The sequence below is a fragment of the Phenylobacterium sp. genome (assembly GCF_016124325.1).
Lineage (GTDB): Bacteria > Pseudomonadota > Alphaproteobacteria > Caulobacterales > Caulobacteraceae > Phenylobacterium.
In genome coordinates, this window is record NZ_WGNY01000045.1 from 15,074 (window position 1) to 39,229 (window position 24,156).

Genomic DNA, 24,156 nt, shown 5'->3' on the forward strand with positions numbered 1-24,156 from the left:
GGCGTGGCGTCGAGGCGGCGTTCGGCGCTCGCGGCCCTGCTGGCGGCGGCGGCCTGGCCGGCCGCCGTTCTCGCACAGACCGCGATCACGCCCGATGCGGGCCCGCTGGGTCTGGGCACTGAAGTCGCCCGGTCGGGGACCATCTACACCATCGACGGAGGCACGCTGGCCGGCGGCAACCTGTTCCACAGCTTCACCCAGTTCGGCCTGGGTTCGGGCGCGACGGCCGAATGGGTGCAGAGCGCGGGCGACGCGGCGGCGGTGTCGAACGTCATCAACCGGGTGACGGGCGGGGAGGTCTCGGAGATCTCCGGGACCATCGACTCCACCGCCCTGCCGAACGCCAGCTTCTATTTCATCAACCCCGCGGGCGTCGTGTTCGGGGCGGACGCCCAGGTGAACGTGCCGGCGGCGGCCTATTTCTCGACGGCGGGCGAGCTGAGGTTCGCGGACGGGGCCAGCTTCGCGGTGGCCACGCCCGGCGGCTCGACGCTTTCGGTGGCGCCGCCCGAGAGCTTCGGCTTCCTAGGCGGGCAGGGGAACATCGCCATCGACGGCGCGATCCTGGGCCCGCTCGCCGAGGCCGGCAGCCTGTCGTTCAGCGCCGCCGACATCCGGGTGACGGACGGCGCCGTGCTGGCGCGGGGCGTGGATTTCGCCGCGTTCGGGCCGGGGAGCGGAACCCTGGCGCTGAACGACCCGCTGGCCGGCCCCCTGTCGGGTTCGCTGGACATCGAGAACGCCCAGATCGTGACCCAGTCGCTGACGACCACGGCGCCGATGCGGCTGGGCGGCGGGACCGTGAACCTGGACGCCAGCCTGTTGGTGACCGACGCGCGCCTCGGCGCGGACGGCGGCGACATGGCGATCGCGGGCGGTCTGGTCACCCTGACCCACGCAACCCAGCTCAGCAGCATCGCGCGCGACCTGGGTCGCGGCGGCGACATCCGGATCACGGCGGGCGACCTGGCGTCGAGCGGCGACGTCTATGTGATCGCGTCCACGCGGACGGCGGCTCGCGGCGGCGACATCATCGTGGAAGGCGGGTCGATCGAGGCCCAGGATCTCACCCTGGCGACGACGGGGAGCGACACCGGCTCGAGCGGCGGCGTCTCGCTGACGGCCGCCTCGTCGCTCGTCGGCGACGGGTTGTTCCTGCTGGCGTCCAACCTCGGCGTGGGCGGGGCGGGGTCCGTCGCGATCGACGCGCCCGACATCGAGCTCGACGGGTCGTTCGCCTTCGGGAGCGTCGAGACGGGCACGTCCGGCGACATCGCGATCCGCGGCGACCGGGTGTTCGTGTCGGGCGGCGCATATGGCTCATCGCCTGGGACGGGTTCCGCCAGTTCCGGCGACCTCAGCATCGTGGGCGACGAGAGCCTGGACATCGACGGCGCGATCCTCAGCGCCACCGGGTTCGACGACGGGGTGGCCGGGTCGATCTCGCTCACGTCGCCCCAACTGACGATCCGGGGCAACACCGACATCACCGTCGAGGTCTTCGGCGGCGGCACGGCCGGTTCGATCCTGATCGATGGCGGCTCGATCCTCATCGACAGCTCCGAACTCCACGCCGACACCGACGCGATTTCGGAGACCCAGATCGGCCAGATCCGGATCGAGGCGACCGGCGATCTGGACGTGAACCTGTCGCTGATCAGCTCGGACACCTTCGACGGCGCGCCCGGGGGAGCGATTTCGCTCTCAGGCGCCAATGTCACGCTGGTCGACAGCACCGTGTCGTCGCAATCCTACCTTCTGGGCGACGCCGGCCGCATTTCCGTGGACGCCACCGGGGCGCTGGAAGTCCACAACACCTCGGTCTCCTCCACGACGGGCGGGGCCGGGGACGCCGGCCAGGTCAGCCTTTCGGCGCAGTCGATCCTCCTCGAGGACAGGTTCACCGCCATCTCGTCCGACACCTTCGGCTCCGGCCGGGGCGGCGACGTGACCATTCGCGCGGGCTCGCTCGACCTCGAGAACGAGGCGGCCATCGGCGCGCGGGCCGGGGCCGGCGCGGGCGACGGCGGCACGGTGGACATCCAGGTGACCGGCCATATGAGAGTGGCCGATTTCGCTTACATCTCCGCCGACACGGTGTTCGGAACCGGCGACGCGGGCGCGGTGAACATCAAGGCCGGCGACCTGACCGTGGACGGCGAGGGCTTCCGGTTCTCCACCTTCATCTCCTCCGACACCTACGGCCGCGGCGACGCCGGCGGCGTGAACATCGAAGCCGACAGCGTCAACGTCATCAACGCGGGCGCGATCTCGTCCAATGCGCTCAGCAGCGGCTCAGGAAACGGAGGAACGATCGCCATCAAGACCGGGACCCTGACGGTGCGCAACGGCGGGGTGGTGTCCTCCCAGGCCGATGGCGCGGGCCGCGCCGGCAATGTGACGGTCACGGCCGACGCGGTGACCATCGACGGAGCGCTGAACACAGGACAGAGCACCGGGATCAATTCGGCCAGCTCCGCTTCCGGCGACGCCGGCACGATCAGCATCGACACCAGGACCCTGAACGTCGCCGGCTACGGCTTCATAGCGTCCGACGCCGGGGGCTCCGGCGCAGGCGGCGACGTGTTCATTCGCGCCGGCGCGATCCGGCTCGACAACGCCGACATCAGCTCGAGCGCCACCTCCTTCGGGGACGGCGGGAACGTCTCGGTGGAGGCCGAGGCCATAACGCTCGACAATGAAGCGGTCATCGGGTCCGACGCCTTCGGCGCCTCGGAGGGCGACGCCGGAGTGGTGGAGATCAGGACCGGCAGTCTGACGATCCGGGGCGGCTCGCGCGTGTCGACCGCGACGGCCGGGCTCGGCGACGCCGGGACCTTGAATATCGTGGCCCAGGGGGACGTGCGGGTCGACGGCGGCTTCATCCTCTCGGCCGCGGTGCCGGGCGCCAGCGGGGGCTCGGGCGACCTCGACCTCACGGCGGGAGCGGTCACCGTGGCGAACGGAGGCCAGATCTCCACCACCTCGAACAATCCGAACGCCGCCGGCGAGATCGCGATCGCGGCCGGAGCCGTGCAGGTGGACGGGATGGGCTCGATCATCTCCTCGGAGAACCTGGCGGGCGATCCCGCGGCGGGGACCGGGGACATCGGCGGCGACGCCGGGACGATCAGCATCGCCGCCCGCGACATGCGGATCACCAACGGCGGGCGGGTCTCGACGAATTCCACGGCGGGCGCGGCGGGCAATATCGACGTCTCGATCCCGCGGCCGGGCCTGTTCGTGCTGGAGGGCGCGGAACAGCCCGGGATCATCCAGACGTCTTCGGGCACGGACACCGGCGGGAAGATCACCATCGCCGACCCGCTGGCGGTGATCTCGAATGGCGGCCTGATCCAGGCGCTGGGCCAGACCAGCGGCGCGAACGTGCAGATCACCAGCCGCTACTTCATCAACTCCACCGACCGGGTGAACCGGGTGGACGTGAACGGCGAGGTTCAGATCGAGACCGGGCTTTATGACGTCGCCAGCGGCGTGACGGTGCGCGACCTTTCTGTGCTGGACGCCTCGAAGGTGCTGCGTGGCCAATGCCCTGCGGCCCGCTCGACGGGCGTGGTCAGCCAGCTCGTCACCCGGCCGGTCGGCCCCTATGTGAGCCCGCCGCCGCCGGCGGCCCCGCGCGCGGACCGCCCCGGCGTGGGAGGCTGCCCTTGAGCCCGCCGTCCGCCATCCGGGCGAAGCTCGTCGCGCTGGCCGGGACCGCGGCCCTGTGCGCGCCGGCGGCGGCCTGGGCCCAGCCCGTGCCGACCCAGCCGCGCACCGGCCCCGAGGCCGCGCCGCCGCCGGCCCCCGCCTACGCCCAGCCCGCGCCCGCGCTGGTTTCGCCCCCAAGCCCCGGCGCGGCGGCTTCGGCCCCGGCCCAGGGCGGGCCCGCGGTCACCGAGATCCGCGTCGCCGCCGACATGCCGGGCGCGCCGATCCCGCCCGCCGGCTGGCGGCCCGCCGCCGAGGAGGGCGGCGACCTGCGCCTGGCGCACAATCCGGGCGAGGCGCTGGACGAGGCCTGGGTGCGCCGCCAGTTCGCGCTGAACGGCCTGCCGGGCCCGGGGGGCGTCTCCCGCGCCCTGGCGCTGGTGCAGACGATCAACCGCGCCTACATCGGCGCCGGCTTCATCAACTCGGGCCTGATCGTGCGCGGCTCGCCCGCGCCGGGCGTGCTGGAGCTGGGCCTGGTCTACGGCGGCGTGACGCCGCCCGCCGAGGGCAAGCCCGCGGTGTCGGTGACCTGGGCCGGCGGCCGGTCCAAGGGCCTCAACGCCGGCTATGTGCGCGACCGGATGCCCTCGACGGCCGAGCGGCCGCTGAGCGCGGCGGACCTGGAACGCGACTTCCGGCTGCTGGCCGAGGATCCGGCGATCCGCACCATCAACGCCGACCTGCGGCCGGGGACCCGTCCGGGCGAGGCGAGCCTGGCCCTGGCGATCTATCCGCAGGACCGCTTCGACCTCTATGTGACCGCCGCCAACAACCGGGCGCCGGCGGTGGGCGGCGAGCGCCTGGCGGCGGGCGGCTCGGTGCGCAACGCGCTGGCGGCCGGCGACCTGCTGAGCGGCGAGGCCGGCGTCACCGACGGGGTGAAGGACCTCACGCTCAGCTACGCCATCCCGTTCCTGTCGCCGCGCAACACCCTGTCGGTGCGCGGCCAGCTCAACAACGCCGCGGTGACCGACACCCTCCTGGCCCCGCTGGACATCCGCGCCCGCGACCGGCTGATTGAAGGCGGCGTCACCCGCAAGCTGATCGATGCGCCCCTGCTGCCGACCGCGACGCCCGGGCGCTGGAGCTCGGCGCGGACGCTGACGGTGGGCGGCCAGATCTCGTGGCGGCAGTCGACGGCCTACCTGCTGGGCGAGCGGTTCTCGTTCGCGCCGGGGTCGGAGAACGGCCGGTCGCGCTACACGGTGGGGCGGATCCTCGGCGACTATGTGGTGCGCAACGTCGACCAGGTGTTCGCGATCTCGGTGACGGGCACGGTGGGCCTGGAGGGCACGCGGTCGGACACGCCCGGCGCGCCTTCCCCCAAGCAGCATTTCGTCGCCGTCCTCTCGCAGGTGAACTACGCGCGGCGGCTCGATCCCCACGGCCTGGAGCTGCGGGCCCGGCTGACCGGCCAGTGGGCCGACAGCCTGCTGTATTCCGGCGAGCGGATCTCGGCCGGCGGCGAGTACACCGTGCGCGGCTATCGCGAGAACCTGCTGCTGGCCGACAAGGGCCTGATCGGCTCGGTGGAGCTGGCGCGGCCCATCAGCCTGTCGGGACGCACGGGCGCGGCGTCGGCGTTCGACTGGGGGGCGTTCACGGTCTCGGCCTTCGCCGACGGGGCGCTGATGCGCAACGACCAGCCGCCGCAGCCGGTGAAGTCGATCTACGGCGTCGGCGTCTCGCTGGCCTGGACGCCCTCGGAGGCGTTCTCGGCGCGGATCACCTTCGCCCAGGACCTGAAGAAGGTGGAGTTCGCCGGCAACCGCGACCTGCAGGATCGCGGCGTGCAGTTCCGGGTGACGTTCCGGCCGCTGCGGGGCGGCTAGAGCCTTCCCGGATCAAGTGGCATCACTTGATCCGGACAAGAAGGCTCGATCTTCAAGAGTGTAGAGCCCGTCCGGGCGGGTGAACCGACATCCACTTCACCCTGACGGGCTCCAGGCGGCCTAGTCCAGAATCGCCACCGCGCGGATCCAGCCTGCCGAGGCGCCGGCGATCTTCACCGGGAAGCAGGAGAGGGTGAAGCCCGTGGCCGGCAGGGCCTCGAGGTTGGTCAGCTTCTCGATCTGGTAGTACTCGCGCAGGCGGCCGGCCTTGTGGCCCTCCCAGATGATCTTCGGGTCGTGGGTCTCGGCCCAGCGGCGGGCGGTGTGGGAGAAGGGCGCGTCCCATGACCAGGCGTCGGTGCCCACCACCTTCACGCCGCGCTCGGTGAGATAGAGCGTGGCCTCCTCGCCCATGCCGCAGCCGCGATGGATGTAGTCGGGCTGGCCGTAGGCGGCGCCGGCGGCGGTGTTGACCAGCACGATGTCGAGCGGCTGGAGGACGTGGCCGATCCGCTTCAGCTCGGCCTCGACGTCGGCCGCGGTGGCGACGTAGCCGTCGGCGAAGCCGCGGAAGTCGAGCTTCACGCCGGGCTGCAGGAAATAGTCGAGCGGGCCCTGGTCGATGGTGGGCGCGGGGCGGCCGCCCTCGGCCTGGTCGGTGGTGGAATGGAAGTGCCAGGGCGCGTCCATGTGGGTGCCGTTGTGGGTGGAGAGCCTCACCTGCTCGACAGCCCAGCCCTCGCCGTCCGGAAGATCCTCGGCGGTCAGCCCCGGGAAGAACGAGGCGATCTGGCCGACCGTCTCCTTGTGCCGCGCATAGGTCACCTGCGGGCGCATGACGTCGGGGTCGGAGACGATGTCGTTGGTGATCGGGATCGACAGGTCGATCAGGCGCCTCGCCATGCGCGTCCTCCATGGTCCCGTCTCAGCGCGGGCCTCGACGCCAGCTTAAGGCGCCTCTCGCCGTCAGCGTAGGGCCGGGCTTATCGCAGCGCACACAACAAATTTTGCGGCGCCGGAACTTTCGCCCCAGGGCCCGGGTTGAGGCGCTGACGGGAGGAGGCGTGAGCAAGATCCTGCGCGTGAAAACAACAGGTTCGGTTCCACGTTCCAGTGACAAAGCTTTCCGGTGCCAGATGACGCACGAAGATCTCAAGTTCGGAGCTTCGGCCCTGTGGGTGGGTCGAAATATTTCTCGGAACTCAATCCATCTGACTTGAGAAAACGTCGTCGGAGTCGGGCTCAACTGACAGATTTCATCTCGCTCGAGTGGAGACACTCGGGCTGCCGCCAAGCGGTATTTGCTGGGAGACCTCTCTTGAAGAAGCTGCTTTTCGCCACCGCCGCGTTCTGCGCCGCCGCCGGCGCCGCCCACGCCTCGGTCATTCCGATCCTGACGGGCATCACCGACGAGTCGGGCCTGTTCCGGTTCACCTACGAGGCCTCGCTGGCGCCCGACGCCGGCCTCCTCGACGGCTCGCAGTTCGTGATCTTCGACTTCGCCGGCTTCGCCGATGGGCTGACGGCCGATCCGTCCTGGTCGGCCAGCACCGAACTGACGACCGCGGGCTACACCCTGCCGCCGGGCGTGAGCGACGACCCGACGATCGCCAACCTGGTCTTCACCTGGGCCGGCGGCGCGTTCCACACCACGGGCGGGCCGTTCGCGGCGACGACCTTCACGGTGAGCGCGCTCTCCAGCTACAGCGGCATGCAGATGGACGGCTTCGGGGCCTACACCGTGGTCAACAACGGCCCGGCCCAGGGTTCGCTGGCCTACAACGCCGGCACGACGGCGGTGCCCTTCGCGGCGGACTCGCTGGTGCCCGAGCCGGGCGCCTGGGCGATGATGATCGTCGGCTTCGGCGGGGTGGGCGCGCTGATGCGTCGCCGCCGCGACGGGAGTGGGACGCCGCGGCTCTTCGGCGACGCCCCGGGGGCTTAGAGCCTTCCCGGATGCTTCGCCCTGACGGGCTCTAGAAGACCGTCAGCGCCGCGCGGACGGCCAGGATCAGCAGCACGACCGACGCGATCATGAAGATCGAGAATCGCACGAGGATCGCGTTGGTCGTCGCCTGCACCAGGCTGTGGATCACCCGCAGGCCCACATAGGCCCAGGCGAGCCCGGCGTTCAGGCCGCCGCCCTGACCGGCGACGGCCAGGGCCAGGGCCGTGGCGTAGAAGATCGTCGGCTGCTCCATCAGGTGGTTGTAGTTGTCGGCCTTCCAGCGGACCTGCGGCGGGACGATCTTCGCCAGGTCGGCCGCGGTCAGGTTCGGGTCCAGCGGCGCGTTGGCGGCCCGCATCGCCGGGATGCGCGTGGCGTACAGCCAAGCCCACATCACGAACGACCAGAGCACGAGCGCCACGACCGGCTGCAGGATGGGACTGGACATGATCTCGCGCTCCCCCGCGTCTCTCCCTGAGGCGGAGGAGAGCCCGACGGAAGCTTGGCTGTAAAGGACAGAAAGCTTGACGAATCCGGCCAGCCGCCCGCCTGCTGCGGCGGTCGGAGGGGCCCCTGGATATCGTCGTCTTCCTCGCCGTGCTTGCGGCCGCGATGATGCATGCGGGCTGGAACGCGGTGGTGCGCGCCGGCCTCGACCGGTTCTCCTCGATCCTGCTGCTCTCGATGACCCAGAGCGGCCTGGCGCTGCTCCTGCTGCCGTTCGCGCCGCTGCCGGCGCCGGCGGCCTGGCCCTGGGTGGTGGGCGGGAGCGTCCTGCACACCGGCTACAAGCTCTTCCTGATGCGCGCCTACCAGCACGGCGACCTGACCCAGGTCTACCCGCTGGCGCGCGGCGCGGCCCCGCCGCTGGTGGCGCTGGGCGGCTTCCTCCTGTTCCACGAGCGGCTGACGCCGAGCGGATGGGCCGCGGTCGCCCTGATCGCGGCCGGGGTGGCGCTGATGGCGTTCCGCGGCGGCCATGGCGTCAGCCGGCTTCCGGGCAAGGCCCTGGCCTATGCGCTGGGCACGGCCGTGTTCGTGGCCTCGTACACCCTGGTGGACGGGCAGGGCGTGCGGATCGCGGCCACCTCCATGGGCTTCGTCATGTGGATGTTCGTCGGCGACGGGCTGATCATGCTGGCCTACACCTTCGCCACCCGCGGCCCGCGCGCGCCGCTGACGGTGATGGCGGCCTGGCGCACGGGCCTGCCGGCGGGGGCGCTGTCGCTGGGCTCGTTCTGGATCGCGCTCTGGGCCTTCTCGCGCGCGCCGGTGGCGCTGGTGGCGGCGCTGCGCGAGACCAGCGTGCTGTTCGCCATGGTGATCGGCGTGGTCTTCCTGAAGGAGCGGGCCGGCCGGTGGCGGATCGCGGCCGGCCTCTGCATCGGCGCCGGGGTGATGGCGATGCGACTCTAGAGCCCGTCAGGGTGAAGTGCGAACCGGTTCACCCGGCCAGACGGGCTCTACACTCTTGAAGATCGAGCCTTCTTGTCCGGATCAAGTGATGCCACTTGATCCGGGAAGGCTCGAGAGCCCGTCAGGGTGAAGTGGATGCCGGTTCACCCGCCCGGACGGGATCTACACTTTTGAGGATCGAGCCTTCTTGTCCGGATCAAGTGATTCCACTTGATCCGGGAAGGCTCTAGTTGACGGCGGGGCCCACGCTCCCGCTTAAGGGGCGCCCGTGACCACGCCGCCCGACGCCCATCCCCCGACCCAGCGGATCGTCCTGGGGATCGTGCTCCGCGTCGCGGCGATGGCCACGCTGGCCTGCCTGTCGGCGCTGGTGAAGTGGACCGGCGGCAAGGGCGTGCCGGTCTTCGAGATCATCTTCTTCCGCAACCTGTTCGCCTTCGTCCCGCTGGGCCTCTACATTTGGCGCACCACGGGCTTCGAGGTGCTCAAGACCCGCCGGCCGCTGGGCCACATGGCGCGCGCCACGGTCGGCCTCTTCGGCATGGTCTGCGGTTTCACGGCCATGCAGCACCTGCCGCTGACCGAGGCGACGGCCCTGCAGTTCACCTCGCCGCTGTTCATGACCGCGCTGTCGGCGCTGCTGCTGGCCGAGCCGGTGGGCCGCCACCGTTGGGCCGCCGTCGCGGTCGGCTTCGTCGGCGTGCTGATCATGGCCCGCCCCCTGCCGGGGCAGATGAATGTGGTCGGCGTGACCCTGGGCATACTGAGCGCGCTGGGCGCGGCCGGCGCCATGGTGGCGATCCGCCAGATCGCCGACACCGAGCGGGGGCCGACCATCGTCTTCTACTTCACCCTGGGCGGGGTGGCGCTGGGGCTGGTGGGCGCATCGGTCGTGGGGTGGGTTATGCCCGATCCGCAGACCCTGATGCTGCTGGTGCTGGCGGGGCTGATCGGCGGGGTGGGCCAGCTGCTGCTGACCGAGGCGCTGCGCAACGCGCCGGTGGGCGTGGTCGCGCCGTTCGACTACACCCAGCTCATCTGGGCGGGGGTGCTCAGCCTGCTGATCTGGGGCGAGGCGCCGCATCCGCTCACCCTGGTCGGCGCCGTCGTGGTGGCCGCCAGCGGCGTCTACATCCTGCACCGGGAGCTACGCCGCTTCCGCGCCGGCGGGAATTGACACAACCGCGTTACGGGCGGACGCTCCCCGCCTTGGCGCGCCGGCCCCCGATGGCGCCGGCCGCGGCTTCCGGAGCCCGTTCCGCGATGACCAGAATCCTCCAGCTCAGCCTCGCCGCCGCGGCCGCGATGGCCCTCGCCGCGCCGGCGGCCGCGTCCGTCACGGTGCTGGGCGGCGGCCTGGCCCACGAGTGCGCGGAGGCGGCGCTCAACGGCGAGTCGGAGTTCCGCTTCGAGACGATCTGCACCAAGGCGCTGGAGACCGAGCTGCTCACGCCGCGCGACCGGGCCGGCACCTTCGTGAACCGCGGCGTGCTGAAGCTTCGGCGCCGGGAGTTCGCCGCGGCCATCTTCGACTTCGACCGCGCCGTCGACACCAAGCCGGACCTGGGCGAGGCCTATGTGAACCGCGGCGCCGCGGCGGTGGGCGCGCGCCACTACGCCGACGGCCTGGCCGACCTCAACAAGGCGCTGGAGCTGGGCGTCGAGGAGCCGGAGAAGGCCTACTACAACCGCGCCCTCGCCTATGAGGGGCTCGACAACCTGAAGGCCGCCTATTTCGACTACCAGAAGGCGTCGGAACTGGCGCCGGACTGGGAGAGCCCGAAGAAGGAGCTGGCCCGCTTCACGGTGGAGCGCCGATAGCGGCCGACCCGCCGGGCGCCCATATGGGGACCATGCGCGCGCTCGCCCTCGGCGTCGTTCTCGCCTCCGCCGCCTTCCCCGCGGCGATCCTGGCTTTTGCCGCCTCGCCGGCGGCGGGGCAGGTGACGCAATTCGAGATCGACAATCTGCGCGCCCAGCAGGAGGCGGCGCAGCGCCGCGCCATCGACCTGTCGAACCAGCTGACGGCCGCCGAGGCGCAGCGGCAGGCCGACCAGGCGGTGCGCGCGCTGGAGCTGCAACAGCGCCTGCCGCCCCGCCTGCCGACGCCATCGCCCGCCGCCCAGCCGGAGGCCGGGCCGCCCGCCGCGGCGCCGAGCGTCGTGCAGATCCCCGACGCGCTGCTCGCCGACTCCAACGCCAAGGTCCGCGCGGCGACGACGCCCCACCGGTAGCGGCCCGCCGCGTCCTTGGGCTATCACCTTCGGGGACGAACAAGGACTGGCGCATGCGTTGGCAGGGCGGCCGCAGCGGCGGCGGGATCGAGGATCGGCGCGGCATGGGCGCGGTCGGGGTCGGCGGCCTGGGCGCCGGCGGGGTGATCCTGGCCCTGATCGGCTATTTCGTGTTCGGGATCGACCCGTCCGACACCCTGAACGCGGTGAATTCCGCGGGCCCGCCGGCCGCCCAGCAGGAGGGCGTGCGCGGGACGCCGCAGGACGAGGCGGGCCGCTTCGTCGACGTGGTCTCGACCAATGTGGACGACGTCTGGCGTGTGATCTTCCGCCAGTCGGGCCGGACCTACGAGCCGCCGGCGGCGGTGGTGCTGTATGACGAGCGCACCGGCACGGGGTGCGGCCTCGGCCAGTCGGCGATGGGGCCGTTCTACTGCCCGGCCGACCACAAGGTGTACCTGGACCTGGCCTTCTGGCAGGAGCTGGAGGGCCGCTATGGCGCGGGCGGCGAGGCGGCGCGCGCCTATGTGATCGCCCACGAGATCGGCCACCACGTCCAGAACCTGACCGGCGCCAGCGACCGCGCCCGGCGGCTGGGTGCGCGCGGCGCCGAGAGCGGCTCGGTGCGGCTGGAGCTGCAGGCCGACTGCTACGCCGGGGTCTGGGCGGCCCACGCCGCGGAGGTGTCGAACGGCCAGGTCGCGCTGGACCCCAAGGACATCGAGGACGGGCTGCGGGCGGCCTCGGCGGTGGGCGACGACACCCTGCAGCGCCAGGCCCAGGGCCGCGTCATGCCCGACGCCTTCACCCACGGCACCTCGGCCCAGCGCATGCGGTGGTTCCGCAAGGGCGCGGACTCCGGCGACCCCGCCGCGTGCGACACCTTCGCCGCGGACCGGCTTTAGGGCGCGTCTCGATCAGCCAACACTCATCGTCATCGCCCGGCTTGTCCGGGCGATCCATGAACGCGGACATCGGCCATATTGACGGTGGCGGCGCAGAGTCCCGAACTGCGCGCACGGTGTTCATGGGTGGCCCGGACAAGCCGGGCCATGACGACCCAAAATATCTGCAAGCCGTCGGTTGGACGCCGCCGCTAGAGCGCGATCCGCAAAAGTGGAACGCGGTTTTGCGATCAGATCGCGCTCAAACCTTTGATTTAGAGCCTTTCCCGTTCAAATGATTCCATTTGAACGGGAAAGGCTCTAGGCCATCACCTGGGGCAGGGGCTCCCAGCCCAGGCAGACGCCGACGCAGCGGCGGGCCAGGAGGTCGCCCGGGTCGATCAGGCGCAGGCTGACGTCCTCGTCGTCGAGCACCAGCGGCACCTCGGTGCAGCCGGCGATCAGCACCTCGGCGCCCAGTTCGCGGAGCGCCTCGGCGTGGCTCTTCATCTCGCGACGGACGTCGTCGCCCAGCTCGCCGGCCTTGATCCGGTAGAGCGTGACCATGAACGCCTCCTGCCGCTCGGGCGGCAGGGCGACCATGCCCAGGGCGTGGGCGGCCAGATATTCGCGGTAGAGCTTGAGCGCGCCACGGGTGCCCAGCACCCCGGCCCGCATGGCGCCCTCGCCGGCGGCGGCGTCGGCGCCCAGGTCGATCATGTCGACGAGCGGCAGGCCGGAGACGCGCTGGATGAGGTCGGCGTGGGCGTGGGCGGTGTTGCAGGGCATGGCCAGCACCTCGGCGCCGATGCTGCGCAGGTTGGCGGCCATCTCGGCCAGGGTCGCCCCGGCGTTGGAGCCCGGCACGTTGCGGTCGGGCGCCTTGGGGTTGATGTCGGCGATGACCCGGATGTGGTCCTGGTCCTTCTGGGCCGGGGTGTAGCCCTGCAGCCGGGCCAGGAACTCCAGGGTCGCGGCCGGGCCCATGCCGCCCAGCACGCCCAGGGTGAGGGTGTCGTCGCTCAAAGCTTGCCCTCCAGTTCCGACTGGTAGCCGAAGAGGCCCGGCGCGCCGCCGGTGTGCAGGAAGACCACGGTCTCGCCGTCGAACTCGCCGGCCTGCGACAGGGCGATGAGGCCCTTCATCGCCTTGCCCGTGTAGACCGGGTCGAGGAGAATCCCGTCGCTGCGGGCGATGGTGGTGAGCGCGTCGATCACGGCCTGGTCGATGAGGCCGTAGCCCGCGCCGACGTAGCCGCAGTCGGCGACGACCATGTCGCGGGTCACGCGGTCCTGGTGGCCCAGCAGGGCCGCCGTCTGGACGGCGAGGTCGTAGACGCGGGTCTCCTGAACGTCCTTCGGCGCGTTGACGCCGATCCCCAGCACGGGGATGTCGGCGCCCATGACGGCCAGCCCGGCGACGAGGCCGGCCTGGGTGCCGGCGCTGCCGGTGGCGGTGACGATGCGGTCGATCTCCAGCCCCATCTCGTTGGCCTGGGAGACCAGCTCCATGGCGCATTCGGCGTAGCCCAGGGCGCCGATGGAATTGGAGCCGCCGCCCGGGATGACGTAGGGCCGGCCGCCGCGCTCGGCGACCTCGGCGGCCACCTCGGCCATGGCCCGGGTCATGTCGGTCCCGGCGGCGACCGTTCGGGTCGAGGCGCCCAGAAGCTCGTCGAGCAGGACGTTGCCCGAGCGGTTGTAGTCGACGGCGTTCGAGCCGGTGCGCGATTCGAAGATGATCTCGCAGGCCATGCCGAAGCGGGCGGCGGCGGCGGCGGTCTGGCGCACGTGGTTCGACTGGACCGCGCCCTGGGTGATCAGGGTGTCGGCGTCGTTGGCGAGCGCGTCGCCCACCAGGAACTCGAGCTTGCGGGTCTTGTTGCCGCCGCCGGCCAGGCCGGTGCAGTCGTCGCGCTTGATCCACAGCGCGGGTCCGCCGCCACCGGGGCGCGCAAGGCGTTCGGTGAGGCCGGGCAGGGGCTCGAACGGCGTCGGCAGGTGGGCGAAGCGGATGGGATTGTAGCGGGCGAAGTGCATGCCTCCGCCCTATCACGGCCGCGGACGCCTCGCGACCGCGCTGTGCCGTTTCCCAGGCGTCCGGCGCCGCAAAACCGGACGGCCGCAGGCGGCCGCCGGGCGCAGGACCCTGGCGGCTGGACAAGGCGGCCGGGCTGTGGATCGCTTCCGGCGCGGGGCCGCCGGGGCGGCGGTCCTCCGGGGGACTTTCATGGACGAGGTGGCCCAGCGCCTGGCCTGGTTCAAGGCCGTGATCCTGCCGCACCAGGGCGCGCTGGCGGCGCGCCTGCGGCGCATCTGCCCGCCGGGATTCGACGTGGAGAACCTGGTGGCCGAGAGCCTGGCGCGGGCCTATTCGGTCAAGCAGATCGAGCGGATCACCGCCGGACGCAGCTATCTGTTCGCCATCGCACGCAACCTGCTGATCGACGCCACCCGGCGCGAGACCATCGTGTCGCTGGATTTCGTGGCCGACCTGGACGTGCTGCGCGCCGACGACTCGACCGCCCAGGCGATCTCGGCGCGGGCCGAGCTGAGGCGCCTGCAGGCGATCATCGACACCCTGCCGCCGCAATGCCGACGTGTATTTCTACTCCGGCGGGTGCACGAGCTTTCTCTCAACGAGATAGCGGGGCAGATGTCGCTATCCGTTTCTACGGTCGAGAAGCATCTCGCCAAGGCGGTGATGCTGGTGGCCAAGGGTATGGCTGAGCGCGAGGAAGGCGATTTTGGGAAACCGGGCGACGACGCCGGCGGAGTGGCGGGGGATCGACGCCGAGGCCTCGGCGTGCGTCGCTAGGCTCCAGGCCGAGATCGACCCGGCCGAGCGCCAGGCGATCTACGACTGGATCGCCGCCGATCCCCGGCACGGCGTCGCGTTCGCGCGCATGGAGGCGGCCTGGGAGACCTCGGCGCGGCTGCGCGCCGATCCGCCTCCGCTGGACTCGGCGCCCGCCGATGAACGCCCGCCGGCGACGCGGCTCTCGCGGCGCGCCCTGGCCGGCGGCCTGCTCGCCGCCTCGGTGGCCGCCGCCGGCGTCGGCGTGGCCTGGAGCCTGATCAAGGACGTGCGCCTCTACCGCACCCGGGTGGGCGAGCAGCGCACCGTGGCGCTGGACGACGGCTCGCGCGTGCGGCTCAACACCGCCTCGGCCATCGAGGTGGCCATGAACGCCCGCGAGCGGCGCGTGGAGCTGGTGCGCGGCGAGGCGCTGTTCGAGGTGGCCCACGACACGGCGCGGCCGTTCCTGGTGGACGCCGGCCCGGCGGTGCTGCGCGCGGTGGGCACGGCCTTCAACGTTCGCCTGCGCAACGACATCGTCGAGCTGACCGTCACCGAGGGCGTGGTGGCGGTGCTGCAGAACGGCGAGGCGGTGCGGCGGGCCGCGCCGCACATCCCGGCCGGCGGCGGCGCGGTGATCCGCTCGGGCGCCGTGGCGCCCACGGAGCTGGGCGACGAGGTGCTGCGCCAGCGCACGGCCTGGCAGGACGGGGTGATCGAGCTGGAAGGCGAAACGCTGGGCCAGGCGGTGGACGAGTTCAACCGCTACCGGAGCCAGCCGATCCTCATCGGCGACGCGCGGCTGAGCACGATCCGGGTCGGCGGCCGCTTCGAGGTGGACGAGGCCGACAAGTTCCTGACGGCCCTCCAGAGCAGCTTCCCCGTCGAGGCCATCCGTTCGGCCGACGGCTCGGTGATGCTGGTGGCGCGGAACTAGAGCCTTCCCGGATCAAGTGGCATCACTTGATCCGGACAAGAAGGCTCGATCTTCAAGAGTGTAGAGCCCGTCCGGGCGGGTGAACCGGCATCCACTTCACCCTGACGGGCTCTAAAGCCCCCGCCGCGAAAATTTTCCGCCGAGGCATGGCGGTTCCGCCCGCGCCCGCCCGTTCATCAGATCGACATATACGCAGATCGGACGGGGGTTCGCGGCATGACAATCGGCTTCCAGCTTGGCGCGTGGCGACAGGCCGCGTTGATGGCTTCGGCGGCGGCTATCGCCTTTCCGGCCGCCGCGGCGGAGCGGTCGGTGGACTTCCACATCGCGCCGCAGCCCATGCAGGGGGCGCTGAACGCCCTATCGCAGCAATCGGGCGCGCGGCTGCTCTATCCCTTCGACCAGGTCGCGGGGCTGCAGTCGCAGGGCGTCAGCGGGCGGATGTCGACCCGCGAGGCGCTGGAGAAGGTGATCGCCCGCTCGCCCCTGCGCATCGCCATGTTGCAGGACGGCCTGATCGCCCTGTCGGGCCCCACCCAGGCGTCGGGCTTCATCCGCACCAGCGCGGTGGCGGTCGCGGCGACCTCGGAGGCCGAGCTGGTGACCGCCGCGCCGCGCGAGGCGGTGCTGGACGAGCTGGTGGTGACCGGCGCGCGCGGCGCGCCGCGCACCGTCATCGAGAGTCCCACGCCGATCGACGTCCTCAGCGCGACCGAGCTGGAGAAGACCGGCCGCGCCGGCGCGTTTCAGGCCCTGCAGACCCTTGTGCCCTCCTTCAACCTCCCCGCAAGGGCCGGCGGCGGCATCTCGACCGTCATCGCCACCGGCGGTCTGCGGGGCCTGAATCCGGACCAGACCCTGGTGCTGGTCAACGGCAAGCGCCGCCACAAGACCTCGCTGATCAACTCGGTGTCGTCGCTCTACAACGGCTCGGTCCCGGCCGACCTCGACCTGATCCCGACATCGGCCATCGGCCGCATCGAGGTGCTGCGCGACGGCGCCGCGGCCCAGTACGGCTCGGACGCCATCGCCGGTGTCATCAACATCATCCTGAAGGACACCGAGGGCGGCTACGTCAGCGGCAGCTTCGGCCAGAACTTCGACCGCCACGACGGCGCGCTCTACCAGGCCCAGGCGGTCTACGGGACCAAGTTCGCCGACGCCGGCTTCATCAGCCTGTCGATCGCCAGCAAGAGCCAGGAGCTGTCGAACCGCGCGCTGCCGGTGCCGGCCACGACCCAGATCTATCCCAAGCTGGTCCCCTCGGGCCTGCCCGATCCGCGCGAGGCGACGGTGGACCGGCTGGTGACCAAGAACTACGGCGTGCTGCCGCAGGAGGGCGTGAACCTGGGCTACAACGCCCACTACGACCTCGACAACGGCGTGCAGCTCTACTCGTTCGGCACGGCCAGCCGCCGGCTGACCGACCTGCCCTTCACCTTCCGCTCGCCCAACAACGTCAACACCCTGCCGCAGGTCTATCCCGAGGGCTTCCGGCCCGACCTGGTCATCCTGGAGCACGACTTCGAGTTCGCCGCCGGGGTCCGCGGCGAACTGAGCGGCTGGTCCTGGGACGTCTCGTCGACCTACGGCTACAACCGCGCGACCGAGAACACCTCCAACACCATCAACGCCAGCCTCGGCCCGACCAGCCCGACGACGTTCTACGTCGGGGCGCTGCGGTCGACCGAATGGGTGAACTCGCTCGACCTCACCAAGGCCTTCCCGCTCGCGGGCGACGGCAGCCTGCAGGTCTCGTTCGGGGCCCAGCACCGGCGCGAGACCTACAAGGTCTCGCCGGGCGACCCGCTGAGCTATGCGGCGGGAACCTACGTCATTCCAGCCGGCCAGCCGTTCGCCGGCCAGCGCCCGGCCACCGGCGCCCAGGCCACGCCCGGCTTCCAGCCCAGCGACGCCAGCTCGTCCCACCGCGACAGCTTCGCGGCCTACGCCGAGGTCGGCTGGACGCCCAGCAAGCGCCTCTTCCTGGGCGCGGCGGCCCGGTACGAGAACTACAGCGACTCCGCCGGCGACACCCTGGTGGGCAAGGTCAACGGCCGCTTCGAGGTCACCGACTGGCTGGCCATCCGCGGCGCCGTCTCCACCGGCTTCCGCGCGCCGGGCCTGGCCCAGCAGCACTACGCCTCGACCTCCAGCCAGTTCCGCCTGGTGAACGGCGTGCTGGACCTGCTGCTGATCAAGACGCTGCCGGTGGGTTCGCCCGAGGCGGTGGCCCTGGGCGCCACGCCGCTGAAGCCCGAGGAATCCACCAACTACAGCCTGGGCTTCACCCTGGAGCCGCTCGAGAACCTCGCCATCACCGTCGACGCCTACCGCATCGATGTGGACAAGCGGATCGCGATCACCAGCACCCTGACCGGGGCCGCCGTCTCGAACATCCTGGTCGCCAACGGCCTGCTGGGTTCGCTGAGCGCCCAGTACTACACCAACGCCATCGACACCCGGACCGATGGGGTCGACGTGGTGGCCACCTATCGCGCCGACCTCGGCGCGTGGGGCAATCTGAGGCTGACGGCCGGCTACAACCACAACGACACCGACATCAGGGGCATCATCCCGAACCCGCCGCAGCTGAGCGCCCTGGGCGCCAACTTCGTGCTGTTCGACCGGCTGAGCCAGGGCAACCTGACCGACGCCTTCCCGAAGGACAAAGTCGCCCTGTCGGCCAACTGGAGCTGGGGGGACTTCAACCTCAACCTGCGCCAAACCCGGTTCGGCAAGTACACGATCCGCCAGAACGCCATCGCCAACGACCGCAGCTACGGCGCCGAGTGGATCACCGACGTCGAGGTCTCGTACAAGCTGCCGAAGAACGTGACCGTGGCCCTGGGCGCCAACAACCTGTTCAACAACTACCCAGACGCCAACGGCATCTTCAACAACAACACGGGCTCGGGGCAGTATCCGGGGACGTCGCCGATCGGCTTCACCGGCGGCTCGTACTACGCCCGCGTGCAGTGGGAATTCTGATCGGGAAGCCGAGGCTCAAGGGGAGGACGGAGAGGCGTGTCCAAGCGTAACCGGACGTGGCTGGCGGCGCTGGCCGCCGTGGCGATCACCAGCCTCGGCGCGCCCGCGCGGGCCGAGGGCGATCACGGCGAGATCCTGTGGGACACCTACGGCGTGCCGCACGTCTACGCCAAGGACGAGGCCGGGGCGTTCCGCGGCTTCGGCTACGCCACGGCGCAGAACCACGGCGACATCCTGCTGCGGCTCTACGGCATCGCCCGCGGCCGGGCGGCGGAATACTGGGGCGGGGCCGAGAACGAGGCGTCGGACCGCTGGATCCTGACCAACGGCGTGCCCGAGCGCGCGGCGAAGTGGGTGGCCCAGCAGACCCCGCAGTTCCGCGCCGACCTGGAAGCCTATGCGGCGGGGATCAACGCCTATGCCAAGGCCCATCCCGACGCGATCGACCCGGCCGTGCGCCAGGTGCTGCCGGTCACCGCCGTCGACGTGATGGCTCACGCCCACCGGCTGATGCAGTACATCTACATCGCCCCGCAGGCGCGTTCGATGGACCTGCCCGACGTGGACGCCGACACCGGCTCGAACGCCTGGGCGGTGGCGCCGTCGAAGTCGGCCAGCGGCAATACGATGGTGCTGGCCAATCCGCACCTGCCGTGGGCGACCAGCTTCTTCACCTACTTCGAGGCCCAGCTCAGCTATCCGGGTTTCGAGGTCTATGGCGCGACGCAGGTGGGGCTGCCGGTGCTGCGCTTCGCCTTCAACGACCAGCTGGCCTTCACCAACACGGTCAACACCCTGCTGGGCGCGACCGACTACGAGCTGACGCCCGCGCCCGGCGGCTACAGGCTCGACGGCAAGGTCACGCCGTTCAAGGTGACGACCCGGCCCTACAAGGTCCGTGAACCGGACGGGTCGCTGAAGACCAAGACCCTGACCATCCGCACCTCGGTGTTCGGCCCGGTGTTCGAGAAGGGCGGCAAGCTGCTGGCGCTGAAGGTGGCCGGCCTCGACCGCCCCGGCACGCTCGCCCAGTACTGGGACATGGCCCACGCCAAGGACTTCGACGCCTTCCAGGCGGTGCTGCGGCGCGTGCAGGTGGCCAAGTTCAACATCGTCTACGGCGATCGCGACGGCCATATCATGTACCTCGACAACGGCATCCTGCCGAAGCACGACAAGGGCGACCTGGCCTTCTGGAGCGGCGACGTTCCCGGCGACACCAAGGCCAACCTGTGGACCGACGTCCACGGCTACGACGACCTGCCCAAGGTGGTCGATCCGGCCACCGGGTTCGTGCAGAACACCAACGACCCGCCGTGGGTGGCGACCTATCCCTCGCCCATCGCGTGGAAGGACTTCCCGGCCTATGTGGCGCCGCCCGGGCCGGAGTCGCTGCGCTCGCAGCAGTCGGTCCAGCTGCTGGCCCAGCCGGGCAAGATCAGCTTCGACGACTTCGTCGCCCGCAAGCTGTCGACCCATACGCTCATGGCTGATCGGGTGCTCCCCGATCTCGTCGCCGCCGCCGCGGCCGATCCGGACCCTGAGGTCAAGGCGGCGGCGACGCTCCTTCGGGGCTGGGACCGGGAGACGGTGGGCGACAGCCGCGCCGCCCTGCTGTTCGAGACCTGGGCGGCCAAGTTCGCCCCGCGCAACTTCACGAGCCAGGCGAACTACCGGGTGAAGTGGTCGGCCGGCAGCCCGATCGACACGCCCCTGGGGATCGCCGATCCCGCCAAGGCGGTGGCGCTGCTGAAGGACGCCATCGCCGAGATGAAGACCAAGTACGGCGCCGTCGACCGGCCGTTCGGCGAGGTGTCGCGCTTCAAGATCGACGGCGTGGACCTGGCCGGCAACGGCGGCTTCGGCAACACCGGCCTGTTCCGCACCATCACCTGGGGACCGCTGAAGGACGGCGTGCGCACGCCCGTCCACGGCGAGACCTGGGTGTCGCTGGTCGAGTTCTCGACGCCCATGAAGGCGGTGGGGCTGATGAGCTACGGCAACGCCAGCCAGCCCGGCTCGCCGCACCGCTCGGACCAGCTCCAGCACCTGTCCGACAAGACCTTCCGCACGCTGTGGACCACGCGCGCCGAGGTCGAGCAGCACCTCGAAGCCAAGACGCCGTTCTGAACCGGCGCCGCCGTCCCGCCCCAGGAGAAGCTCCCATGCGCCACCTCGCCCCGCTCGCCGCCGTGCTCGTCGCCGCACTGGCCGCCACGCCCGCCCTCGCCGAAGGCCCCCACGACGGCGCCTGGGTCTCGATGCACGAGGGCTCGTACTGGAGCGACGGCAAGCTGCCGCCGGACTTCAAGCTGACGGTGAACCTCACCTTCGGCCCGAACAAGCTGGTCTACCACTCGGTCAACACGACCAATCCGGACCACCCCTACATCAGCGACCACACCACCACCCTGGACGGGGCCGTCGCGCCCTTCGAGAACCAGGCGCGTTTCAACCAGGTGTCGGTCAAGCAGACCGGGCCCAACGACATCACCATCCTGAAGATGAAGGACGGCGACGTGATCGCCGGCGAGTTCTGGACCTTCAGCCCCGACGGCAAGACGGCCGTGCGCCGCGGCGTCGGCAAGTCGCCGGCCGGCGTCTCGAAGGCCTACGAGGAGCACTTCGAGAAGAAGTAGGGCTCTCGGTCGATGTCCTGATCAACAGACCTTCGTCGTCATCGCCCGGCTTGTCCGGGCGACCCATGAACACGGACACTAGCCGGTTTGGGCCCCGCCGCCGTGTCCTGGTCTGCACGCACAGCGTTCATGGATGGCCCGGACAAGCCGGGCCATGACGACCACTAGCGATCGATCGGGCCTTCAGCCTAGAGCCCGTCAGGGTGAAGTGGATGCCGGTTCACCCGTCCGGACGGGCTCTACACTCTTGAAGATCGAGCCTTCTTGTCCGGATCAAGTGATGCCACTTGATCCGGGAAGGCTCTACGGCCGCATCCCGCGGGGCAGGGCCGCCACTTCCTGCGGCGTGAGCTTCACGATCGAGTCGGGGAAGCAGACGTGGCCGTGGATCGACAGGTCGAGCTCGCTCGGCTTGCAGATCTCGCCGTCGCCGCGCAGGCCGAGCGGGTCGGACGAGACGGCGCCGCCCATGCAGCCCTGCTTCATGGTCACGCGATAGACATCGCGGGCCGACGAGATCAGCAGGGTCTTCTTGTCGACGATCGCATGGCCGCCGATGCGCTCGGTCAGCATGCACTGGCCCTTGGGCAGGGCGGTTCCCGAGGGGGGCGGCGGGCCAAGCGGCGAGGGCGCGTCGGCGACGGCCAGCGTCGCGGCGCCCGCGAGCACGGCGGCGAGGGCGAAGGCCTTGAACATCATTGCGGTTCTCCGATCCGGTTACGGCTTCACGCGACGGGGCAGGGCGGCGACTTCCTCGGGCTTCATCTTCACGATCGAGTCGACGATGCAGCGGCTCGAGAAGCCGTTGCGGGCGATCGAGATATCCATGTCGATCGGCTTGCAGATGATCGGCGAGCCCGGCGGCTCGCGGGTGACGATCGGGTCGGACGGCAGGGCGCCGGCCAGGCAGTTTCCAGCCATGGTGACGCGATAGACGTCGTCGTTGCGGCCCCGGATCAGCAGCGTCCTGTCGTCGGCGATGGTGTGGTTGCGCAGGTCGTGGCTGCGGATGCACTCGCCCTTCTGCAGGCCGGTTCCCGAAGCGGGCGGGTCGGTCTTGAGCGGCGAGGTCCGCGCGGCGAGGGCCGCCGTGGCGCCGGCGGCCGTCACGAGCGCGGCGGCGGCGATGGTCAGGGTCATCCTGGGACTGCTCATGGGCAGGTCTCCTTCGCTCGTCCCCCGTGAGCCGAGGATACGACGCAACCTAGGCCGCGTCTGCCCCCTTCTTGCCGGCCAAAGTCCCGAAACCGGCTTTCCGCGCGCCGCCAACGGGCCTAGTGTCGGGCGATCCTCGGGGGGCCGCGCGCGAGCGGCTGAGAGGTGGGTGAGCCCACGACCCGTCGAACCTGATCCGGGTCATGCCGGCGAAGGGAAGGGTGTTTCCGAGCCCAACCTCCGCCCGTGATCCGTCCGCACGATTTGGGACGCACGCGATGAACAAGCCTGCCGGAACGCTCGAAGCCGCCGCCATTCCCACGGGCGAACGCCCGGGATCGAAGAAAGTCTGGCAGGCCGGCGTGGCCTGGCCCGACATCCGCGTGCCGTTCCGCGAGGTGGCGGTGCATCCCTCGTCGGGCGAGCCGCCGGTGACGATGTACGACTCTTCGGGCCCCTACACCGATCCCGGCGTGAAGATCGACATCGAGGCGGGCCTGCCCAAGACCCGCGAGCCGTGGGTCGTCAGCCGTGGCGACATCGAGATCGTGGACGCTCCGCGCGAGGTGAAGCCCGAGGACAACGGCTTCGCCAAGGGCGAGCACCTGGCGCCGCAGTTCAACGCCCCGCGCCGGGTCTATCGCGCCAAGGGCGGCGCGGCGGTCACCCAGATGGCCTATGCCCGCCGCGGGATCGTGACGCCCGAGATGGAGTACATCGCGATCCGCGAGAACCTGCGCCGCGAGGCGGCCGGAATCCGCGACGGCGAGGGCTTCGGCGCCGAGATCCCCGACCTGTGCACGCCCGAGTTCGTCCGCGACGAGGTGGCCAAAGGCCGGGCGATCATCCCGGCCAACATCAACCACACCGAGCTGGAGCCGATGGCCATCGGCCGGAACTTCCTGGTGAAGGTGAACGCCAACATCGGCAACTCGGCGGTGCTCTCCACCGTCGCCGACGAGGTGGACAAGATGGTGTGGGCGATCCGCTGGGGCGCCGACACGGTGATGGACCTGTCCACCGGGCGCAACATCCACAACATCCGCGACTGGATCCTGCGCAACAGCCCCGTGCCGATCGGGACGGTGCCGATCTATCAGGCGCTGGAGAAGGTGGGCGGCGTCGCCGAGGACCTGAACTGGGAGGTGTTCCGCGACACCCTGATCGAGCAGGCCGAGCAGGGCGTCGATTATTTCACCATCCACGCGGGCGTCAGGCTCCCCTTCATCCCGCTGACGGCCAAGCGGGTGACGGGCATCGTCAGCCGCGGCGGCTCGATCATGGCCAAGTGGTGCCTGGCGCACCACCGCGAGAACTTCCTCTACGAGCACTTCGAGGACATCTGCGAGATCATGAAGGCCTACGACGTCAGCTTCTCGCTGGGCGACGGCCTGCGGCCCGGCTCGATCGCCGACGCCAACGACGAGGCCCAGTTCGCCGAGCTGCGGACCCTGGGCGAACTGACCAAGATCGCCTGGAAGCACGATGTGCAGACGATGATCGAGGGCCCCGGCCACGTGCCGATGCACAAGATCAAGGCCAACATGGACGAGCAGCTGAAGCACTGCCACGAGGCGCCGTTCTACACCCTGGGCCCGCTCACC

General features: G+C 70.6%; 21 protein-coding genes and 1 riboswitch. Of the genes, 15 read left to right on the forward strand and 6 right to left on the reverse strand.

Annotated features, from left to right (window positions below):
- Positions 1–3 precede the first annotated feature (3 nt).
- Positions 4–3,675: a filamentous hemagglutinin N-terminal domain-containing protein gene (locus tag GC203_RS21895; protein WP_293458869.1), complete on the forward strand. Its 3,672-nt coding sequence runs from the start codon at positions 4–6 to the stop codon at positions 3,673–3,675.
- Positions 3,672–5,549 (forward strand): ShlB/FhaC/HecB family hemolysin secretion/activation protein, encoded by a 1,878-nt coding sequence (locus tag GC203_RS21900; RefSeq protein ID WP_293458870.1) that lies wholly within the window; start codon positions 3,672–3,674, stop codon positions 5,547–5,549. Before GC203_RS21895 ends, GC203_RS21900 begins: the two co-directional genes overlap by 4 nt.
- Positions 5,550–5,669: 120 nt before the next feature.
- On the opposite strand, the gene GC203_RS21905 is transcribed toward GC203_RS21900, so the two are convergent.
- Positions 5,670–6,452: a cyclase family protein gene (locus GC203_RS21905; RefSeq protein WP_293458872.1), complete on the reverse strand. Its 783-nt coding sequence runs from the start codon at positions 6,450–6,452 to the stop codon at positions 5,670–5,672.
- A gap of 415 nt (positions 6,453–6,867) precedes the next feature.
- Here GC203_RS21905 and GC203_RS21910 point away from each other — a divergent pair, with 415 nt between their 5' ends.
- Positions 6,868–7,494 carry a PEPxxWA-CTERM sorting domain-containing protein gene (locus GC203_RS21910; protein ID WP_293458874.1) on the forward strand — a complete coding sequence of 209 codons (627 nt, stop codon included), beginning with the start codon at positions 6,868–6,870 and terminating at the stop codon, positions 7,492–7,494.
- 31 nt (positions 7,495–7,525) lie between these two features.
- Here the strand turns inward: GC203_RS21910 and GC203_RS21915 are convergent, their stop codons facing one another.
- Positions 7,526–7,945 carry an MAPEG family protein gene (locus GC203_RS21915; RefSeq protein WP_293458876.1) on the reverse strand — a complete coding sequence of 140 codons (420 nt, stop codon included), beginning with the start codon at positions 7,943–7,945 and terminating at the stop codon, positions 7,526–7,528.
- A gap of 149 nt (positions 7,946–8,094) precedes the next feature.
- Here GC203_RS21915 and GC203_RS21920 point away from each other — a divergent pair, with 149 nt between their 5' ends.
- The 6 genes from GC203_RS21920 (at position 8,095) to GC203_RS21945 (ending at position 12,330) form a co-directional block, all read left to right on the forward strand.
- A complete protein-coding gene (locus GC203_RS21920) occupies positions 8,095–8,913 on the forward strand; it encodes an EamA family transporter (RefSeq protein WP_293458878.1) in 819 nt (272 codons plus the stop codon).
- Positions 8,914–9,181: 268 nt separating this feature from the next.
- Positions 9,182–10,090 carry a DMT family transporter gene (locus tag GC203_RS21925; RefSeq protein WP_293458879.1) on the forward strand — a complete coding sequence of 303 codons (909 nt, stop codon included), beginning with the start codon at positions 9,182–9,184 and terminating at the stop codon, positions 10,088–10,090.
- Positions 10,091–10,176: 86 nt separating this feature from the next.
- Positions 10,177–10,734: a hypothetical protein gene (locus GC203_RS21930; RefSeq protein WP_293458881.1), complete on the forward strand. Its 558-nt coding sequence runs from the start codon at positions 10,177–10,179 to the stop codon at positions 10,732–10,734.
- A gap of 32 nt (positions 10,735–10,766) precedes the next feature.
- On the forward strand, positions 10,767–11,147 hold the full coding sequence (locus GC203_RS21935; protein ID WP_293458883.1) for a hypothetical protein: 381 nt from the start codon (positions 10,767–10,769) through the stop codon (positions 11,145–11,147).
- Positions 11,148–11,200: 53 nt separating this feature from the next.
- The gene (locus GC203_RS21940; protein ID WP_293458885.1) at positions 11,201–12,052 is read left to right on the forward strand and encodes a neutral zinc metallopeptidase; all 852 of its coding nucleotides are present in this window, start codon (positions 11,201–11,203) and stop codon (positions 12,050–12,052) included.
- A gap of 56 nt (positions 12,053–12,108) precedes the next feature.
- Positions 12,109–12,330: a hypothetical protein gene (locus GC203_RS21945; protein ID WP_293458887.1), complete on the forward strand. Its 222-nt coding sequence runs from the start codon at positions 12,109–12,111 to the stop codon at positions 12,328–12,330.
- Between the two features lie 22 nt (positions 12,331–12,352).
- Here the strand turns inward: GC203_RS21945 and GC203_RS21950 are convergent, their stop codons facing one another.
- Positions 12,353–13,057, reverse strand: coding sequence for an amino acid racemase (locus tag GC203_RS21950; RefSeq protein ID WP_293458888.1), 705 nt, complete (start codon positions 13,055–13,057; stop codon positions 12,353–12,355).
- The gene (locus GC203_RS21955; protein ID WP_293458890.1) at positions 13,054–14,070 is read right to left on the reverse strand and encodes a D-cysteine desulfhydrase; all 1,017 of its coding nucleotides are present in this window, start codon (positions 14,068–14,070) and stop codon (positions 13,054–13,056) included. Before GC203_RS21955 ends, GC203_RS21950 begins: the two co-directional genes overlap by 4 nt.
- A 190-nt stretch (positions 14,071–14,260) precedes the next feature.
- Between GC203_RS21955 and GC203_RS21960 the strand changes: the two genes are divergently transcribed.
- The 5 genes from GC203_RS21960 to GC203_RS21980 all read left to right on the forward strand — a co-directional run bounded on the left by GC203_RS21960 (position 14,261) and on the right by GC203_RS21980 (position 21,397).
- Positions 14,261–14,848: a sigma-70 family RNA polymerase sigma factor gene (locus GC203_RS21960; RefSeq protein WP_293458892.1), complete on the forward strand. Its 588-nt coding sequence runs from the start codon at positions 14,261–14,263 to the stop codon at positions 14,846–14,848.
- Positions 14,778–15,767: a FecR domain-containing protein gene (locus GC203_RS21965; RefSeq protein WP_293458893.1), complete on the forward strand. Its 990-nt coding sequence runs from the start codon at positions 14,778–14,780 to the stop codon at positions 15,765–15,767. Before GC203_RS21960 ends, GC203_RS21965 begins: the two co-directional genes overlap by 71 nt.
- 216 nt (positions 15,768–15,983) lie before the next feature.
- Positions 15,984–18,758, forward strand: a complete 2,775-nt coding sequence (locus GC203_RS21970) for a TonB-dependent receptor (protein ID WP_293458895.1) — start codon at positions 15,984–15,986, stop codon at positions 18,756–18,758.
- A 36-nt stretch (positions 18,759–18,794) separates the two neighbouring features.
- On the forward strand, positions 18,795–20,888 hold the full coding sequence (locus GC203_RS21975) for a penicillin acylase family protein (RefSeq protein WP_293458897.1): 2,094 nt from the start codon (positions 18,795–18,797) through the stop codon (positions 20,886–20,888).
- A gap of 35 nt (positions 20,889–20,923) precedes the next feature.
- The gene (locus GC203_RS21980; RefSeq protein WP_293458899.1) at positions 20,924–21,397 is read left to right on the forward strand and encodes a hypothetical protein; all 474 of its coding nucleotides are present in this window, start codon (positions 20,924–20,926) and stop codon (positions 21,395–21,397) included.
- Between the two features lie 303 nt (positions 21,398–21,700).
- On the opposite strand, the gene GC203_RS21985 is transcribed toward GC203_RS21980, so the two are convergent.
- Both GC203_RS21985 and GC203_RS21990 read right to left on the reverse strand, forming a co-directional pair.
- Positions 21,701–22,096 (reverse strand): hypothetical protein, encoded by a 396-nt coding sequence (locus GC203_RS21985; protein WP_293458900.1) that lies wholly within the window; start codon positions 22,094–22,096, stop codon positions 21,701–21,703.
- Between the two features lie 18 nt (positions 22,097–22,114).
- A complete protein-coding gene (locus tag GC203_RS21990; RefSeq protein WP_293458902.1) occupies positions 22,115–22,552 on the reverse strand; it encodes a DUF6491 family protein in 438 nt (145 codons plus the stop codon).
- Between the two features lie 127 nt (positions 22,553–22,679).
- Positions 22,680–22,787: riboswitch (TPP riboswitch) on the forward strand.
- 43 nt (positions 22,788–22,830) lie between these two features.
- Here GC203_RS21990 and thiC point away from each other — a divergent pair.
- Positions 22,831–24,156 (forward strand): phosphomethylpyrimidine synthase ThiC (thiC, locus tag GC203_RS21995; RefSeq protein ID WP_293458904.1); only part of this gene is annotated, 1,326 nt, incomplete at its 3' end.